The 16,041-nt window shown below is 35.9% G+C and carries 14 protein-coding genes, 1 pseudogene and 1 riboswitch; of the genes and pseudogenes, 4 read left to right on the top strand and 11 right to left on the bottom strand.

What is annotated here, in order from left to right; translation table 11 throughout:
- Positions 1–10: 10 nt before the first annotated feature.
- On the bottom strand, positions 11–1,489 hold the full coding sequence (locus tag MHB48_RS02700) for an aldehyde dehydrogenase family protein (protein ID WP_342600033.1): 1,479 nt from the start codon (positions 1,487–1,489) through the stop codon (positions 11–13).
- A 157-nt stretch (positions 1,490–1,646) separates the two neighbouring features.
- On the opposite strand from MHB48_RS02700, the gene MHB48_RS02695 reads away from it, so the two are divergent.
- Positions 1,647–2,444: a TIGR00266 family protein gene (locus MHB48_RS02695; protein WP_342600032.1), complete on the top strand. Its 798-nt coding sequence runs from the start codon at positions 1,647–1,649 to the stop codon at positions 2,442–2,444.
- Between the two features lie 927 nt (positions 2,445–3,371).
- On the opposite strand, the gene MHB48_RS02690 is transcribed toward MHB48_RS02695, so the two are convergent.
- From MHB48_RS02690 to MHB48_RS02670, 5 genes are all read right to left on the bottom strand, one after another.
- On the bottom strand, positions 3,372–4,727 hold the full coding sequence (locus MHB48_RS02690) for an arsenic transporter (RefSeq protein WP_342600031.1): 1,356 nt from the start codon (positions 4,725–4,727) through the stop codon (positions 3,372–3,374).
- A gap of 630 nt (positions 4,728–5,357) precedes the next feature.
- Complete coding sequence (locus MHB48_RS02685) at positions 5,358–6,035, bottom strand: DUF2642 domain-containing protein (protein ID WP_342600030.1); 678 nt, start codon at positions 6,033–6,035, stop codon at positions 5,358–5,360.
- 172 nt (positions 6,036–6,207) lie between these two features.
- Positions 6,208–7,659, bottom strand: coding sequence for a hypothetical protein (locus MHB48_RS02680; protein ID WP_342600029.1), 1,452 nt, complete (start codon positions 7,657–7,659; stop codon positions 6,208–6,210).
- A gap of 83 nt (positions 7,660–7,742) precedes the next feature.
- Complete coding sequence (locus MHB48_RS02675) at positions 7,743–8,417, bottom strand: hypothetical protein (protein ID WP_342600028.1); 675 nt, start codon at positions 8,415–8,417, stop codon at positions 7,743–7,745.
- A gap of 176 nt (positions 8,418–8,593) precedes the next feature.
- Positions 8,594–9,091: a hypothetical protein gene (locus MHB48_RS02670; RefSeq protein ID WP_342600027.1), complete on the bottom strand. Its 498-nt coding sequence runs from the start codon at positions 9,089–9,091 to the stop codon at positions 8,594–8,596.
- 304 nt (positions 9,092–9,395) lie between these two features.
- Positions 9,396–9,500, top strand: a riboswitch (SAM riboswitch).
- Positions 9,501–9,894: 394 nt separating this feature from the next.
- Here MHB48_RS02670 and MHB48_RS02665 point away from each other — a divergent pair.
- From MHB48_RS02665 to MHB48_RS02655, 3 genes and pseudogenes are all read left to right on the top strand, one after another.
- Positions 9,895–11,013 carry a methionine biosynthesis PLP-dependent protein gene (locus tag MHB48_RS02665; protein ID WP_342600026.1) on the top strand — a complete coding sequence of 373 codons (1,119 nt, stop codon included), beginning with the start codon at positions 9,895–9,897 and terminating at the stop codon, positions 11,011–11,013.
- The gene (metC, locus tag MHB48_RS02660) at positions 11,013–12,200 is read left to right on the top strand and encodes a cystathionine beta-lyase (protein WP_342600025.1); all 1,188 of its coding nucleotides are present in this window, start codon (positions 11,013–11,015) and stop codon (positions 12,198–12,200) included. The genes MHB48_RS02665 and metC overlap by 1 nt, the downstream gene beginning before the upstream one ends.
- Positions 12,201–12,229: 29 nt before the next feature.
- Positions 12,230–12,355: pseudogene (locus MHB48_RS02655) on the top strand (5-methyltetrahydropteroyltriglutamate--homocysteine methyltransferase); the annotation flags it as partial.
- A gap of 249 nt (positions 12,356–12,604) precedes the next feature.
- Here the strand turns inward: MHB48_RS02655 and MHB48_RS02650 are convergent.
- The 5 genes from MHB48_RS02650 to MHB48_RS02630 all read right to left on the bottom strand — a co-directional run bounded on the left by MHB48_RS02650 (position 12,605) and on the right by MHB48_RS02630 (position 16,035).
- Positions 12,605–13,237, bottom strand: coding sequence for a LysE family transporter (locus MHB48_RS02650; protein ID WP_342600024.1), 633 nt, complete (start codon positions 13,235–13,237; stop codon positions 12,605–12,607).
- Positions 13,238–13,394: 157 nt separating this feature from the next.
- Complete coding sequence (locus tag MHB48_RS02645) at positions 13,395–13,742, bottom strand: DUF3147 family protein (RefSeq protein WP_342600023.1); 348 nt, start codon at positions 13,740–13,742, stop codon at positions 13,395–13,397.
- Entirely contained in the window at positions 13,730–14,149 is a 420-nt protein-coding gene (locus MHB48_RS02640; protein WP_342600022.1) for a MarR family winged helix-turn-helix transcriptional regulator, read from the bottom strand. Before MHB48_RS02640 ends, MHB48_RS02645 begins: the two co-directional genes overlap by 13 nt.
- 324 nt (positions 14,150–14,473) lie before the next feature.
- Complete coding sequence (locus MHB48_RS02635; protein ID WP_342600021.1) at positions 14,474–15,082, bottom strand: flavin reductase family protein; 609 nt, start codon at positions 15,080–15,082, stop codon at positions 14,474–14,476.
- Between the two features lie 17 nt (positions 15,083–15,099).
- On the bottom strand, positions 15,100–16,035 hold the full coding sequence (locus MHB48_RS02630; RefSeq protein WP_342600020.1) for a ring-cleaving dioxygenase: 936 nt from the start codon (positions 16,033–16,035) through the stop codon (positions 15,100–15,102).
- Between the last annotated feature and the right edge of the window lie 6 nt (positions 16,036–16,041).

The raw sequence follows: 16,041 nt of genomic DNA, 5'->3' as shown, positions 1-16,041 counted from the left end.
ATCCCCCCTATTATTTTGTATCTATTTGTGCACGTTGTAATTTCCCGCTAAAGTCTACGTAAATACTTTTCCACTCTGTATATACATCGAGCGCTGCTACTCCTGAATCTCGGTGTCCATTCCCCGTTCCTTTTGTTCCTCCAAATGGCAAGTGGATTTCAGCTCCTGTAGTACCAGCATTCACATAGACAATACCAGTATCTAGGTCCCGCTGTGCTCGGAAGATCTTATTTACATCTCGCGAAAAAATCGAACTAGAAAGTCCAAATTTCACTCCGTTATTAACTTCAATTGCTTCTTCTAGAGAACCTACTTCAATTAGAGATACAACTGGACCAAATATTTCTTCTTGTGCAATTCTCATCTGTGGTGTGACATCCGTGAATAGAGTGGGTGCATAATAATTTCCGTTTGCTAAATCCCCCTCTTCTAATATATTTCCACCAGTTAGAAGTTTGGCTCCTTCTTCTTTTCCAATCAGTGTGTAGGAGTGAATCTTTTCTAATGCTTGTTTATTAATAACAGGTCCGATTTTAACCGATTCATCTAACCCGTCTCCAATCGTGAGCTTCTCCATTTGTGCAAGAAGCATTTCTTCTAAATCCTTCTTTACATCTTTATGCACAATGACACGACTACATGCCGTACAGCGCTGACCTGCTGTCCCAAATGCGCTCCACAATATACCTTCCACTGCAAGAGGTAAGTCTGCATCATCCATTACAATAACTGCGTTTTTCCCACCCATTTCAAGTGACACTTTCTTTAAATGTTTTCCTCCGAGCTCTGCTACTTTACTACCTGTTTCGGTCGAACCTGTAAATGAAATAACTTTCACTTCTGGGTGCTCTATCATGGCAGTACCTACTTCTGATCCGGAACCAAATACAATATTTGCAACACCTGCCGGTAGCCCAGCCTCCTCAAAAATCTTCGCCATTTCAAATGCCATCATTGGCGTTTCAGTTGCTGGTTTCCAAATAAATGCATTTCCTGCTACGATTGCCGGAAACGATTTCCATGTAGCAATCGCCACTGGGAAATTCCATGGAGTAATGAGTCCAACTACTCCTATCGGTGCGCGAACACTCATTGCAAATTTATCTGCAAGCTCAGAAGGAGTCGTTTCACCGAACAGTCGTCGTCCCTCTCCTGCCATGTAAAATGCCATATCTATCCCTTCTTGCACCTCTCCACGACCTTCTTCAATGACCTTTCCCATTTCTTTTGTAAGAACTTGTGCAAGATGTTCCTTCTTCTCTCTCATTAGTCTGCCAATTTCATATAAATAATCCGCTCGCTTAGGAGCTGGAACTAACGCCCATTTTTTTTGTGCTTTAACAGCTGCTGCAACCGCTAGATCCACATCCTCTTTTGTGGACATTCTAACTTCTGCTAACTGTTCTCCGTTCGCTGGATTATAAACACCTGTGTATGTTGCCTCTTCGTCGTTTTGCCACTTTCCATCAATAAAATTAGTTAAATTCATTTTCTAACCTCTTTTCCATTTGTTTGAAAATTCCGTCATAATAATACATTCTATACATGCGCTTGAATTCCTTTAAAATCTTACAAATTTATATGTGAAACTTTTCACTTCGCTTTTCGTATTAATAGTTAATTAAACATTTAGGAGGAAAGTAAAAATGAACAATCATGAAATAGATTACAAATTATACGGAGACGATATGCAATTTGTAGAAATTGAACTAGATCCACAAGAAACCGTAGTTGCTGAAGCAGGAAGCTTAATGATGATGGAAGACGGTATTGATATGGAAACTATTTTTGGTGATGGCTCCAAATCTGGCGGTAGCGGCATAATGGGAAAATTAATGGGTGCAGGTAAACGTATGATAACAGGGGAAAGTTTATTCATGACTACGTTTACAAATACTGGTAACGGGAAGAAGCATGTTTATTTTGCATCTCCATATCCAGGCAAAATAATTCCTATGGATCTAAGCGAATATCGCGGAAAAATTATTTGTCAAAAAGATGCATTTTTAGCGGCTGCTAAAGGTGTTTCAGTTGGAATTGAATTTCAACGTAAGTTAGGCACTGGATTTTTTGGTGGAGAAGGGTTTATTATGCAAAAGCTTGAAGGAGACGGCCTTGCTTTTGTTCATGCAGGTGGAACTATTCATAAAAAAGAGTTACAACCCGGTGAGGTTTTACGAGTGGACACTGGATGTTTAGTAGCGATGACTTCAGATGTAGACTACAATATCGAAATGGTAAAAGGAGTGAAAACAGCATTATTTGGAGGGGAAGGGTTATTCTTCGCAACTCTTCGTGGACCAGGTACTGTATGGATTCAATCGCTACCATTTAGCCGTTTAGCAAGTCGTGTGTTCGCAGCTGCCCCACAAACTATAGGCGGAGGATCTCCTGGAGAAGGTAGTATTGCTGGTGGACTATTTGACCTTTTAGGTGGGAAATAATATTTTTATTTTGAAAGAGGATGACTCACATCCTCTTTTTTTATATTTATCCTTATTCCGCGGTTTGTTTATAGTCTAGATCCTTCCCTTCATATACTAATTGGTAAGAACAAGCTCTTACTAAAAAGGCATGTACAGTCTTTCTATACATGCCTTTTATATTAATAAAGTTGTTGGAAAGGCTTTTCCTCACGCAGACATAAAACATTTAATAGAAGAACGAATTATGTTGTATCATTTCCAATTAAATAATCATATACATACAAAGAACAATCAGGAAATAAGAATACACAGAAAATCCTTTCTTACTATTTTTTTACAGAGTCAAAACAAAAAGAAATGGTTTACATGACTGCTCCTTTTGCTTTTCTAAAAATTTGAGTATATATGTAGGTAGCAATGCGATTAAATATTTTCAAATGAAAGATACATTATATAATTTTTATAAACTTGTACAGATATGCTCTATGGACGTTGGCATAGGAACTTAGCTGACGTACATATGGATCCCCCCTGGTCTTTGCCCCTATTCTAATAGATGCAGAAGTGTTGAAACTATATAAGTTGATAATTTTTAATAATATATTCTAAAGTAATGATTACCATATGGATCCATCTTAATTACATCTTTAATATCCTATCTTTTTAGTTTCTTCAAGTAGGATATAAGACGTTTTTAAAATGGGTTCTTTTTTCGTTAATAAACTTGAACCGGAAAAGAATTAGTTTTCCTAATAGATAATAGCAGGAAATATTTTACCCTTAAGATTCCCTGCTACACTAATTATTCCCATTAAATTAATAAAGTGAACTTCACACAGTAATCTTCTTAACTTGCGTCATTACCCATGTATTTAAATAATTCTTTTTCGAAGGAATATTAAGGAACCATACACTCAATTTTGGATCTTGTAAATAGGTGGTTTATTAGGTAAATACCATTTGCACCCAAAAGTATAACAATGTCAACGTTACAATTGTTGCTATTGGTATGACAATCAACGTTACACTTAAATAATCTTTCCACGTGATTTTTATCTTACTTTTCCTTAGAATATGCATCCAAATAAGTGAAGCAAGGGTCCCAATAGGTAACAGCAATGAACCCATATCACTACCAATAATATTGGCAAGGTAGATGGTCTTCAATGTGATTGGATCTAACCCCATTTCGGTTAAAGTGATTGTTCCAATCATTAGTGCTGGGTGATTATTAAAGAGGTTAGAAAGTACTGATACTAATCCCCCCATGATAAAACTAGCTTGGAATAAACCTTGATTTACGATTGGTTCAAACCATTGTACCAGCAAGGCCGTAAGTCCCACATTATTCAAGCCATATATAATCACATACATAGAGAAGGCAAAAATAAGAATGTGCCAAGGCGTCTTTTTCAAAATATCCACTGGGTTAGTACGTAAATGGTACCATCTCCATAAAAGTAGGACCACTGACCCAAGAACTGCAACGATTTCAATTGGGACATTGATATAAGATGCAACGAAAAGTAGACAACGCATGATAAAGACAAACAGCAATACCTTTAACATAAATTTAGTTCGTTTCTGTTTTGATTCTATAGAAATCTTCGTTTTTAAAGGGTGAAAATTTTGCGTGAAAAAGGATTCTTCTATATCAATAGCTGAATCCGGCAATGTTTTTGGCAGTTTTTTCTTTACTACGATATACATCAAGTAAGACATAAACAACAAACCTAATGTAGCGGGGACAAACATCATTGCTGTATGCATCCAAAGGGACATATGAACGATATTTAGTGCGATCAAGTTAACGATATTACTTACACCAATTGGGGCACTGGAAGCAGTGGCAATTAGTGCGCCACTTAACAAATAAGGAATTTGTTGATGAGGTTTTAGTCGCAGGTTTTTAAGTAGCAGAATTAATATTGGGGTAGTTATTAAAATACTCCCATCGTTATTAAATAATAGAGTCATTAAAAAACATAGCAACTGGATATACCAATAAAGACGATAGCCTGAACCCTTCGCTAAATTTGCAAGCCTCGCAGCTGCCCAGTTAAAAAATCCGAAACTCTCTAATATTACAGCCATGACAATCGTTGCCATAATCGTTATAGAGGCCCCACCAATTTTACTGATGATGTCCATAATGTCTGCTCTTGATACAATCCCTGCTAGTAAAATAATCACTGCTCCAATTGCCGCAGGCCATGCTTCGTTCAGTCCTCTAGGCCTCCAAAATATAATTAGCATAGTCGTTAGGAATACCAAACTGGCGATTCCAATCTGTAAACTCATACATATACCATTTCCTCTCTTTATAATCGTTTGTCCGTTTACTTGTATGTATATTCGCTTAAATCGTAAAGAAACGAGATGTCTGTCCTTAGCTATGAATAAATATAAATATTTCACCTGCATTTTACATTTTGCAAACGACAAAAAAGCGGCTGTCCCTAAAACATATAGTGACTGAGAGATGGTCCCTTTTCCAATGTATTGATTTCCTTTCCAGACGGACGCTTTCGGTGCAGAAAACATCTGCTATTCCCGCTGGAGTCGCCGTCTTCCACTACAATCAATTGCCTACAAAATAGTAGTTTAATAAAAAGTATACAAAAAACAGGTGTAGAAAAAGACTCGTTTTTCTACACCTGCTTCAATTTATGGGCTTATTGGACAGCCCCATTTGCTTCTGAATGAATAATCATTTTATGTATTATTTTCTTTAATCGGATAAAATGGACAAACTAATCGAACATTCTTTTTCATTTGGGGCTAGTCAATCAAATCAAAGGAAATAGGCTGTCGATATTTTCTCGTCAGCCAAAATGGTAGGTCACTTCTTATAAACTATAGCTAAACTTAGATGAACTGTCAGTTCACGCTAAAACCATCGCATCCTGAGCGGAATTTTATCAAATTTGTTTACACTTCGTGTAAAGTTTTAATATGATCCAGATTTAGATAATAAGAATTTGTTCTTGCTCCTTTAATCTCAACTATTTGTTCTTCTACATTATTTATTTTCCCGATATGACTTTTATCTCCGCCAATATTAAGCACGACGATTGAATTTTGAAACTTTTCAACTTGTTCTTTAAAGGTGTTTGCTAATAACTGTCCATTCGATTGTACCAAGTTAGTTTGGTTGTTCATGCCGTATGGGCTTTCATTTTGAGAATAAGGAATAAGCCATTTTAGATGCTTTATAGAAATATACATCGTTTTATAAATAGGAGAATAGAATATAAAGTAATCATTCATAAGACTCATAATATAGCCGTGAAGAGGCTGGCCATCTGTTACATAGATCTCAACATAAATTCCTTGCGCTTGTGTAAGAACCTCTCTAAAAGTTAACTCTTTTTCATTTTCTAATGCCGTAATGTTTGGAGACTCTGAAGGAGCCTGTATATCTTCTTCATTATCATCATAAACTCCAAAACGTTGTATATGGTCTACTGGAATATACACATAATTAATCCCGTTAAATAGAACAATTACGTCGCTACCAGAGTCAATAACCGTACCATTAATTAGTTTCTTCCCTGAAACCTCTACCCGAACAACTTCCTTTATAAGACTTTGAATAATATTATTCAAGGTTACCTCTCCTTTTAAATTATTATCCAAATTACTAATAGCTAAAGCCTCCAATTATCCCTGTAACTAATTGGGGAAGTACCAGTAATCTAATCTATTGCCTCACCATTAGTCATTTGGAGTGCTTCGTTTATTTACAGATGCTTTCAACGAATTACTGTAATTGTTCGCATCAAGATCTTTTCACTTTTCTTTCAGCTCTTAATTCTTGGTACTTCTTAAATGTATATTTCATTAAAGCATAGTACTGCTTCTCTATCATTGTCTCTTCTTGTAAATATACTTGTATTACATTTATATGGCGTTTATTGGCAAGCTCATTGTTTGGATTAGTACTAGAGACATTCGTTTGGACTTTCCCAACCTTGTTTTTGTTTGTTCTTTGTGAATGATCATACATTCTGGCTGCATGATTCATTAAAGAATAATACTGCTGCTCTAACATTTCATTTTCTTCCATTGGACTTAATTTTCTAACTGGGATTTTAGGTGTAATTAATTTAATGGGCTCAGTTTTTTCCTTAATACATGTATTTTTCTCCTCTTTCCCCAATTTACTAGTTGTATTTTTTTTATGCATGAGATGTTTACAAAAACGTTGTTTCATCTCAATAGTATTTCTGTCATGCAATAGAAATTGATTTACTTTAACGGATTTTTTTTGATTTTTATTTCCATGTAGGTGTCTATTAAATGTGTTTGGAAGGAATTTTTTTGGGGGGTGATTGTCGTTGGAACTACTAGGGATAAATTGATCCTTGCAAGTATGGCCTGTATTACCTTCTAAATCTTCGTTTTCCTTTAATTTTCCAGAGATTTGCTCTCTAAGAGGAACTACATCCTCTTTTGTCATTTCTTTTTCATTAGTTACTTCTATATGTGTATCAACAATTGACTTCTCTTGATGATTTTCTTTCTCTTGAATAGCAACTTCCTGTTTCATGCTCACTTCAAGTAAAAGTTCTTCATTTTCACTAGGTAAAACTTGTTCATCCAGTTGTAAGGCTTCGTAGTGTTCTTCAATTATTACCTCTTCATCAACCGGTAAATTTCCGTCTTCTTTTACTTTTTTAGAGATTTGTTCCGTAAAGGTTACTTCAACCTTTTTGTCCACTTCTATTTCATTCGTTACTTCTATTGGTGTATCAACAATTGGCTCCTGCTGATTTTCTTGATTTTCGTCTACTTCTTGATCAGTATCTTCCTGTTTGATCACTTTATAAATACTAGATATATTTGATTTTTTTACAAAGGTTACTTCCTTATCATTTATTAAGACAATACAATCCTTGGATATTTTGGTTAGCACCCCTATTAATGCGCGATTACTTAAACTATTAATGTTGACCCAGTTGTATTTCATTTCTTTTAATATATTTGTGAAGTAGTTACTGTCCAGATAAGGAACTACTTTAGAATAAATATGATAGTCTTTAGCGTTCTTTGAAATAGCCTGAATATGTTTGAGTGCTATATAATATACGTCTTTACCTACTTCAAAAATAATATGATCTTGTTTAAAATTTAACAAGATCCCTTCTACCAATTGATTTTCACTAAGAAACAAGGTAATTTTCATACCTTTAAGGGCGTCTAATACTTTTTCCAAGTTTTGAGCTTGCAATTTGGTAGTGCCTCCTTCATAGAATATTCGTCGGCTCTGACCTGCAGAAGCGACGAACGCATCTTTTAGCTATTCATTTTCATTTATTGCTTCTTAAGTTTTTCCCTCAACTTATTTATTTTTTTCTCATGATTCGGTTTTTCTTCTTTACTTATTATTTCCTCGTGATTCGGTTTTTCTTCTCCACTTATTATTTCCTCGTGATTCATTTTTACGTCCTTATTTACCTTTTCTTCTATATTTACTTTTTCATCATTACTTGTCTTTTCTTCTATTCCTTTTTCGTTCTTATTTGTTTGATTCTTGGAAATTTCTTTTTCATGTTGCTTCTGGTTTCCAACTATTGCTTTATGACTGACGTTACGCATATGGAACATCGAAAATCGAACTACTTCTTCGTTCGATATAATGGTTACAAAATGTTCATTAACCTCATCCATTATACCCTCTAGCATTTCAGGTCCACCGCGGTTAATTTTTACCCATCGATATCTTAAGCATTCTAAAACACTCGCAAAATCCTTAGCCTGTATAAACTCAAAATCCTCTAACTCCATATCGAGTTTTACTAAATTTTTAGTGTTATGCGTTAAACTCTTGATGTGGTGTCTATTATAATAGACAATTCCATCCTCTTTAGTAAGCAACGTAATGTAATCCTTTTCTACTGCAAGTAGCTTACCGACACGGGATTCTGGACCTCCCCTATCTACTTTAACTATTTCATTAACGAAGAATAGCATCATATCGTTATCCATAATATCCCTACCGCCTTTTTTATTATTCTAGTATCTATATGTATCAAGGGATAACTAGGTAGGGATAAAAGCCCATTTAAGCATAATAGGCCAAGAAATTCGAAATTATTATGTTTAGAATTCGCCGATTCTGACTAGCAGAAACGACGAATGAGTAAAAATCTATTTTTTCGCTCTTATTTTTTATTTCCCTCTTGTTTTTTTGCTTTTTCATCATTTTTATTTGCATTTTCATCATCTTTGGATTTCTCAATTTTTACCCCGTAACTGATGTTACGCATATGAAACATAGAAATCCTAATAACTTCTTCGTTAGAAACAATTGTTATAAAATCGTCATGTACTTCATCCATAATTCCCTCTAGTGTTTCTGGGCCACCACGATTAATTTTTACCCATTTGTATTGTAAACCTTTTAATACACTCCTATAGTCTTTAGCTTGAATGAACACAAAATCCTCAGGAACTTGAAGATCAAGTTGTACCTCATTTTTTGCATTAATCGTTAAACTCTTAATGTGATGTGTATAATAATAAATAACCCCGTCCTCCGCAGTAAGCACTGTAATATGATCTTCTGCTGCTGCAAGTAGCTTACCGACACGGGATTCTGGACCACCTCTATCTACTTTAATCGTGGAATTAACTAGAGAATGCAACATCTCTTTATTCATTTACTTTTAACCCCCTTTTTTGTATTATCCATGTATCTATATGTCTTGGGGGAATTCAAGTAACGGACATATGCCTACTTTAAGATAATTGGATAAGCATTATTTTTCCTACTAATAGGTATACTAATTCCAGATGAAATCTTAATTACTACCAAGGTAACAAGAAGAAAGCAGGGAAAAAGAAAATTGGAAAGCAATGGTTTCTCTTATTCATCTGAGATGAAGTCTTAAATTTTCAACTTGTATTTGGATATTTACCATGGTAAACTGATTTAAATTAACATTTAGAAAATTTAATATTTATTTCTTATCTAGAGAGACGGAGGGATTGGCCCAAAGATGTCTCAGCAACCAGCCAATAAGGTGTGGTGCTAATTCCAATAGACGGTAACCGTCTTGAAGATAAGAGGACTAACTTCAGTATATTATTGGGGATTCTCTTCTTATTAGAGAATCCTCTTTTTGTTGGTCCGAAAGTATAGCTTTTCTACCTAGTAACTATCCAGACCCCAGCACCTATTAATGAGAGCACTGAAAAAGTGGTGTTCTAATAAAATTCCTAATAAATATCCGCTAATTGGATTTAGCACAGCTCTGTTCGCTTTCCCACAGGAATCTCACGCCGCCGTGCTTAATCCTATAGTACACAGCATCGTTACATCAAATATGAGTTTTTCAGTGCCCTCCTAATACTCGTGTGGTTACTCGTTTCTGTAGAATGTAGCTACACTGGCTGGGTAGTCGCCTCATAGCAGTAATAGGCACTTACGATTTCTTATTTTAATAGTAGAGGATGAATAGCATTGACTAAAAAGAGTATAGAAACACAGTTAGTTCAATTAGGTAACCACAGTGATGCAAAGACTGGTGCAGTTAATCCACCGATTTATTTATCCACCGCATATAAACATAACGGACTTGGTCAGTCTACAGGCTATGACTATACACGTACTAAAAACCCTACTCGAGCAATTTTAGAAGAAGGAATTGCAAAACTGGAAGGTGGAGATGCTGGTTTCGCCTGTAGTTCCGGTATGGCAGCCATTCAATTAGTATTATCTCTCTTCCGTTCTGGAGATGAATTAATCGCTCCAGAAGACCTTTATGGCGGGACGTATCGTTTGTTTAATCAGTACGCAAATTCCTACAATATTCATACTACATATGCAAAGTTCGAATCCGTAGAAGAAGTGGAATCGTTACTTACTAAAAATACAAAAGCAATTTTTATTGAATCACCTACAAATCCCTTAATGCAGGAAATTGATATTCTTCAATATGCAAAATTAGCTAAGCAGCAGCAATTATTACTCATTGTGGATAACACATTTTTAACCCCCTACTTACAACGCCCTATTGAACTAGGTGCACATATCGTCATGCATAGTGGTACGAAATATATTGGTGGACACAACGACGTGCTTGCTGGCCTTGTTGTGACAAAAGGTTTGGAACTAAGCGAAAAATTACAAGCGAATCATAACGCTGCTGGTGCGGTTCTTTCTCCATTTGATTCATGGTTATTAATTCGTGGGTTAAAGACACTTCACTTACGAATGAAACAACATGACGCAAATGCAAAAAAAATTGTAAAATTCCTACAAAATGAATCAGTAGTTAAAGATGTTCTTTATCCCGGAAAAGGCGGTATGCTTTCCTTCCGCTTACAAAAAAGTGAGTGGGTTGGGCAATTCCTAGAAGGACTTCAATTAATCGTCTTCGCCGAAAGTCTTGGTGGAGTTGAAAGCTTCATCACATATCCAGCTACTCAAACGCACGCGGAGATTCCAGAAGAAGAACGTAATGCACGTGGTGTGGATAATAGTCTTTTACGCTTCTCGGTTGGCGTAGAGGAAGCAGAAGATTTAATCGCAGATTTGAAACAAGTTTTCACAGCTCTAGAAAGTGAAGTGAAAATATAATGAAGGGCCCTAATAAACATTTAGAAACTAGCCTAATAACCGCTTCGACACGAGGAGATTTTGAACAAAAAACTGGTGCAGTGAATGTACCGATTTACTTATCGTCTACTTTTCATCAAGAAAATTTCGACAGTTTTGGTCCTTATGACTATAGCCGATCCGGGAATCCTACTAGAGATGCATTAGAAAAAACAATTGCGGAACTGGAAGGTGGTACAAGAGGATTTGCCTTTGCTTCTGGTCTTGCAGCTATCTCCTCTGCTTTTATGTTGTTATCAGCTGGAGATCATATCGTCATCACGGAAGATGTATATGGTGGTACTTTCCGATTTGTCACGGAAGTATTGCCTCGTTTCGGTATTGAGCATACATTTGTGGATTTATCCAATTTAGAAGATGTTAAACACGCAATTAGATCCAATACAAAATTAATATATGTAGAAACCCCATCTAACCCACGCTTAGGGATTACGGATATTTCTAGTATGGTTGATTTAGCAAAAGCACATGATTGTCTTACATTTCTAGACAACACATTTATGACACCGCTCTACCAACGGCCGTTAGATTTTGGCGTAGATATAGTATTACATAGTGCTACAAAATTTCTATCCGGTCATAGTGATATTATTGCCGGACTTGCTGTTACCAATGATGAAGCGTTAGGCAAAAGATTAGCATTTATCCAAAACTCTTTCGGTGCTATTTTGGGAGCACAGGATTCGTATTCTTTAATTCAAGGCATTAAAACAACTAGTGTTCGTTTCGAGAAATCAACGGAATCTGCTAAGAAAATGGTAGACTATTTAGTTAATCATCCTTTAGTAGAAGAAGTTTTTTATCCTGGATTACCTACTCATCCAGGAAATGAAATCCATGCAAAACAATCTTCAAGTTCTGGAGCAGTGCTTTCCTTCCGTCTACCAGATAAAGCTACAACTAAAGCATTTGTTGACCATGTACAAATCCCAGTATTCGCTGTAAGCCTTGGGGGCGTGGAATCTATTCTTTCTTACCCTGCAACAATGTCCCATGCTGCAATGCCACAGGAAGAACGGGAAAAACGAGGAATTACAGATGGGCTTCTTCGATTCTCTGTCGGTGTAGAACATGTAGATGATTTAATCGCAGATTTCGAGCAAGCACTTCAAGCAGCTACAGAACAAAAACAGAAAGTTGGAATTTAACATGACAAAGAATTTAACTCTAACAGCGCCTTCTATCTGTTACTGATGGCGAATTTCGTCGTAAATGGTGGCACTTCGATTTCCTTGGTGGATTAGATAGCGTCGAATTTTATGAAACGGACAAAGGACTTACATTCAAGGGCGTACAAGCAAAATGATTTTGGAAAAGAGATACAGACGAACGTTAGTTACGAGATTACATCCCTTGTCCGTACAACTCCTCGGCATTTAAAACGCATCATACAAAAACTCTCAGATGCCAAAATACTTTTAATAGAACAGAAAAAGTTAATTGTATTAGACTAGGAACGATTAGATAAGCTTTCAAATGGCCTGCGAAATGAATAAAGGACTGGTTATATTTCACCAGTCCAATATATAATCAATTACGCCTTTGCTTAAAGTTAAAATATTTCTATTAAGTCTACTACAAATTCAAATACAAAATACCCTGCAAACCCAAACAAGATAAGGCCAGCAACAGTGGAAATCCATTTAATCATAGTACGACTCATTACTTTTCTAGTGGTTGCAACAATTGCTAACAAGCCAATATCATGCAGTAAGATACCAGCTAAAATTCCCGCTCCAACTACTAAAAATTTCTCTGGTTGTGTTGTATCAAATGAATCAGATAAAACAGCTCCAAAAACAGATATCCAAAACACCAGATTTCCTGGAGAAATGGCTACAAGTAGACCATTTCGATAGCTGCTGAAAAACGATTTGTTTGGTTTTTCTCCCGCTAATGTAATATCATGATCTGCATTTTTGATCGAATCATATCCTAGAAACACAAGGAAGAAGGCCCCTATAATCCACATAGGGATTTGAATAATGGGTAACGACAAAACCGAAGCAAGTCCCAAGTACAAAGCGATAATGAGGAAAAAATCAATTGTCATACCTCCTAATCCTACCGCCCATCCATGCATAAAACCATTCTTTAGCCCTTGCTTGGTCATCTCAACAGTCATTGCACCTATAGGCATTGCAATTATTAAACCTGCTACTAAATAAGTAAAAAATAAAGTCAAACTAACACTTCTTTCAAGTTTGATGCTTCTTACGTCCGTTTCACAAAATTATATCAAAATATTCTAAAAAACGAAACAATAGTTTAGAATAATCCTTTCCATTAGCCGTTTTTAAGGACTTTTAGCAAATATGTACAATCGTTTCTTTCCTTGTACTTTAAAATATTTTTCTTACATATGTAACTGTCAAATCTTGCAAAAATAAAAATAGTAACCATCCACAAAATCCCAAAGCAATTGACACAAAGAGATGCATTGAATTTTGTAAAGCTACATAAAAAATTAGTAACATTGCAGCTGTAGCAGGAATCCCCCACAGTACTCCTAAAGCAAACTTACTTAACGTTGCAGTTTGTTCACCCTGCACATATAACCAAATGATACTTAACAAGCTAACTAAAGGAAGTGCAGCAATCACCCCACCATACGAAGGAAATCGTCTTGAAACTTCCGTCACAATTCCAATTATGATAGCGGATATCATTACCTTGATTAATACATACATTTCTTCGCTCCCTCACTTAATATTTCTAAAGCCTTTTCTATCATGACCTTTTCAGAATCAGATAACTTCTCTAGCACAGTTTGCAATTTATCTTCATCTAAACTGGTATTTCGATGTAATATGTTTTTTCCTAGTTCGGTCAAACATATAATCACTTTCCTTTGATCTTCTGCATTCTTATCTTTGATGATATACTTCTTCTCCAACAATCTCTTCACATGCTCGGATGCAGTGTTAGGAGATATATGTAAAAAAGATGCCACTTCATTCACTCCAACTTGTGGTTGTTTTTCTATTAGCTGAAGTATGCGTACTGCTTGATGCGAGATTTTATCCTCATGTGGATAATGTAAATAAAAATAAATATCCGTCCAATAATGATTTAATTTAGTTATTTGTTCCATCATTTTGCACTCTCCTTTACCGACTATATTATATCGTATAATGCGATATAATTACATTGATTTCAATAAAAACCTTGAGAAATTAAAAAACCCTAGTGGACCAAATAAATACAAATTCGGCCAACTAGGGATTTTCAATTGCTATGAAATTCGACATGATTACGCTGTTCTTTCGCTTTATAGAGCGCATTATTTGCTTTTAGCATTAATACTTTTGAACTTTCTCCGTCAACTGGATACATAGCAATCCCGATACTAGTTGTGGAAAGAAAGCTCTTGGTCTTTGATTAAATACGGCTGGCTAAAATGATCGTGCATTCTCTAAACCTATTCTGGTCTTTCAATAGCAAATATTTCACCTATTTTTGCATAATTAGAACCTGCTAGGCGACTTACTGCCTTTAAGGAGTCGTGATTAATTCTTCCTTCTTCATAAATAGACTCATCTATATGATAACGAACTATTTTCCCGATAATAAGATCCGTTCCAACTGAATCTCCTTCACCCAATTCTAAAATTTGCTCTAGTTTACATTCGAATCGTACTTTCGCTTCTTTAATACCTGGCACAGAAATACCTTCACTTGGAATAGGTGTAAGTTCCGCTAGTTCTATCTCACTTTCATTAGAAGGCAGTGGTGCTGCCGTAATATTAATCTTTTCCACATTCTCTTCATCCACAATGTGGATAACAAATTCACGTTTTCCTAAAATATTTCGTGTTGTATCCTTTCGTTCGCCATTCTTCCGCTGAATTGCGAGTGAAATCATCGGAGGGTTGGACGACACAATATTAAAATAACTAAAAGGAGCGCCATTTATCGTTCCGTCTTCTGCAACACTTGTCACAAATGCAATTGGCCTAGGTATTATATTCCCAGTTAGCAATTTATAATTTTCTCGTTCTGTATTATTCTTCGGATCTATTGAAAGCAAAGGTATTCCTCCTTTAGTTAGTCAAAGTTTCTTACTTTAATCGGAATAAGTGAATCATTTAATCGTTCACGGTACTGCTCATATTGAGGTGGTAACATTAAGTTCTCACCCATTGTTTCAAGTGACTCATCATGTGCAAATCCTGGTGGATCCGTTGCAATTTCAAATAAGATTTCTCCGTGCTCTCTAAAGTAGATTGCATTAAAGTAATTTCGATCCTTTACAGGTGTTACACCATATCCATTTTGTCCTACGAATTGTTGCCATTCCAACTGATCAGCGTCATCCTCTGCTCTCCATGCAATATGGTGGACCATTCCTACACCTATTTGTCCTTTTCCACTTGAAGTTGTTTTCACATCAATGACGTTTCCGATATCCCCATATGATTTAAATCGGATTAAGTCACCTTCTTCACCAATTTTTTCTAATCCCATTACTTCTTCTAATAATTCCGCTGTTTTAGCTGGTTGTGCGGAAAATAGTGTAGCCCCTCCGAAGCCTTTAATCGCAACCTTTGGAGTAATGTCACCGAATGTCGTATTGTTTTGGTCGCCTTCTTCTCTTTCCACTATTTCTAATCGTAGTCCATGCGTATCTTCAAAAGTTAAATATGTTTCACCAAATCGAGTTTCTTTATTAAAATTAACTCCTAGTCTCTCTAATCGTTTTTCCCAAAATGACATTGCACCAACTGGCACAACATACGAAGTCACGCCAACTTGACCGTCACCGATTTTCCCTTGATATGCTTCAGCCCATGGAAAGAATGTAATGATTGTACCTGGCTTACCACCTTGATCTCCAAAATAGAGATGGTAGGTTCCTGGATCATCGAAGTTAATTGTTTTCTTCACTAATCTTAAACCTAAAATTCCCGCGTAAAAATCGACGTTTTCCTGTGGATGGCCAACAATCGCTGTAATATGATGTATTCCTGCTGTTTTTTTCATGTACTT

Source organism: Psychrobacillus sp. FSL H8-0483, from assembly GCF_038637725.1.
GTDB lineage: Bacteria > Bacillota > Bacilli > Bacillales_A > Planococcaceae > Psychrobacillus.
The sequence above is the reverse complement of the archived record's forward strand: the minus strand, read 5'-3'. Positions and strand labels throughout refer to the sequence as shown.

Bases quoted from the DNA above. Each gene is read 5' to 3' on its own strand.
- MHB48_RS02700 (WP_342600033.1), bottom strand. From the start codon at position 1,489: ATGAATTTAACTAATTTTATTGATGGAAAGTGGCAAAACGACGAAGAG.
- MHB48_RS02695 (WP_342600032.1), top strand. From the start codon at position 1,647: ATGAACAATCATGAAATAGATTACAAATTATACGGAGACGATATGCAA.
- MHB48_RS02690 (WP_342600031.1), bottom strand. From the start codon at position 4,727: ATGAGTTTACAGATTGGAATCGCCAGTTTGGTATTCCTAACGACTATG.
- MHB48_RS02675 (WP_342600028.1), bottom strand. From the start codon at position 8,417: ATGGATAACGATATGATGCTATTCTTCGTTAATGAAATAGTTAAAGTA.
- MHB48_RS02670 (WP_342600027.1), bottom strand. From the start codon at position 9,091: ATGAATAAAGAGATGTTGCATTCTCTAGTTAATTCCACGATTAAAGTA.
- metC (WP_342600025.1), top strand. From the start codon at position 11,013: ATGAAGGGCCCTAATAAACATTTAGAAACTAGCCTAATAACCGCTTCG.
- MHB48_RS02645 (WP_342600023.1), bottom strand. From the start codon at position 13,742: ATGTATGTATTAATCAAGGTAATGATATCCGCTATCATAATTGGAATT.
- MHB48_RS02640 (WP_342600022.1), bottom strand. From the start codon at position 14,149: ATGATGGAACAAATAACTAAATTAAATCATTATTGGACGGATATTTAT.
- MHB48_RS02630 (WP_342600020.1), bottom strand. From the start codon at position 16,035: ATGAAAAAAACAGCAGGAATACATCATATTACAGCGATTGTTGGCCAT.